At 43.1% G+C, this 1,839-nt stretch carries 3 protein-coding genes; all 3 read right to left on the bottom strand.

Going from position 1 to position 1,839, the window contains the following annotated elements; all coding sequences use genetic code 11:
• Window positions 1-170: 170 nt before the first annotated feature.
• The gene (locus P8O70_16120) at window positions 171-389 is read right to left on the bottom strand and encodes a hypothetical protein (protein MDG2198369.1); all 219 of its coding nucleotides are present in this window, start codon (window positions 387-389) and stop codon (window positions 171-173) included.
• 130 nt (window positions 390-519) lie between these two features.
• On the bottom strand, window positions 520-1,305 hold the full coding sequence (locus tag P8O70_16115) for an ABC transporter permease (protein ID MDG2198368.1): 786 nt from the start codon (window positions 1,303-1,305) through the stop codon (window positions 520-522).
• Between the two features lie 9 nt (window positions 1,306-1,314).
• Window positions 1,315-1,737 carry a hypothetical protein gene (locus P8O70_16110; protein MDG2198367.1) on the bottom strand — a complete coding sequence of 141 codons (423 nt, stop codon included), beginning with the start codon at window positions 1,735-1,737 and terminating at the stop codon, window positions 1,315-1,317.
• Window positions 1,738-1,839 lie beyond the last annotated feature (102 nt).

Here is a 1,839-nt window from a genome sequence, read left to right as displayed (position 1 = left end):
TAATTTACGCATTGATAGCAAAATTTCTGAAACTCCAGATCACCCCGTTGGGTTTGGATATCCTTTTCGAGTTGTTTCAAACGTTGCAACCAAAGTTCAGCTTCAGGCTCCATTTTCTTGGGAAGTCTCATGACCCGGGATTGGGAATAGATTTTCATACCACTCTGAGGTCACTTTTCCGCGCCAAAATCCTCCTCATACCATAGCCAGATAACAGCAGCGTTTTGAGCAGGTGCCCGGTCTGGGCCATGCGTAAGCAATTCGATAGAAGTGTGTCGATTTTCTAGCCGCTTTTTCAATTCGGAACGAAGATTCTCTGCCCAGATCTGGGGCATCGAAACTTGGAGGAGATCTGGCATTACATACTTAACTGGGAGATTTGAATTCATGATTCAAATGATTTGAATATATAGAATTGAAATCAACCGTCCAGATCAGAATGTTTTGAGAAGTTCCAAATGATGTGATTTAGGCTTTTAAAGCATCAGATCGGAGGATAGGGACGTCAATGAAGTTGGATCAACGCTGCCAAAAGGAGGTGAAGATATAGTCTGAGAAAAGAATAAACACTGCTGAGAAGCTCACAGCTTCAGTCGTGGCTCGACCAACTCCTTCAGCCCCGTTTTCGGTGAAGTAACCCTTGTAGCAACCTACATGAGTGAGAACTACTCCAAAGATAGCTGCCTTAATGACGCTACCCCAAATATCTCGCAATTCTACAAATGATTCGATTTTGGAGAGAAAAATTCCAGAATCTACTCCGAGTAACAAGACTCCAACAAGATATGAGCCTAGTATGCCAGTAAAATTGGCTACCATCGTCAGACTTGGCAGCATCACCAAACCTGCTAGTATTCTGGGAGTTACAAGATACTGGACTGGATTGACTGCTAGAGATTGCAACGCATCAATCTGCTCTGTGACCCGCATGGTACCGAGTTCAGCCGCAATTGCTGAGCCAGCTCTCGCATTGACCATTAAGGCAGTTAGAACTGGACCAAGTTCTCTGGTCATACTAACAGCGACCATTCCCCCCACAATGCTTTCAGAACCGAAGGTTTTTAAAGCAAAGTACGACTGAATGGTAAGTACCATTCCAGTGAATGTGCCGGTAAGAATGGTAATCCAGAGCGACTTGTTGCCAATGAATTCCATCTGTTTGAGGAAAAGTTTGAAGCGAAAGGGAGGTGAGAAAAGGGCTGATAAGGCTTCCAGAAGCAGCAAAGTAGCCCGGCCTATGCCAGCTATACTTTGCTGAAAATGGGTCCTGAATTCGGAGAAAATCGATGGTGAGGCGCTAGGCATTTTTTCCAGTTAGCGGTGCATCAGGCGAGTGTATTTATTACGGTACACTGAGACCATCTTGCCCGGATCTTCGTCTGGCATATTTCTGATTAGAATTCTTGCAAGATCGTTATTCAATTCCTCAAGATTCTTCATGGCGTTGTAGTGAGAAACTCTACGATCCCAGCATTGGCTAACCGACTGTGCAACAGATCTTGAATCACTTGCTGTGTAAAAAGCATCGAAAAGGAGATGATCTTCACGTGTATTCAGATACTTGGCAAAACCACTCTTTGCTTCCTCATGCAGAAAGAACGCCTCATCAATAGTCAGATCTGCGCAAGGGCCAGCTAGCAAAGTATTTCCGTCTCCGACAATTTCTTGAATGGTGCTGCACCCGGATGATAAAAAAACCATTGTTGTGGTAACTAAAATTAAATTTTTTAACTTCATTAATTTCTCCTGTGAATGCTGAAAATTATGTTCTGAAGTTATTATCGACTTTTTGAACAGAATCTTTAGCTTTTCTGAAAAGTTCTCCTTATTTTTTGGCTT

It is taken from the genome of SAR324 cluster bacterium, assembly GCA_029245725.1.
Taxonomy (GTDB): domain Bacteria; phylum SAR324; class SAR324; order SAR324; family NAC60-12; genus JCVI-SCAAA005.
This window is presented reverse-complemented; position numbering and strand designations above follow the sequence as displayed.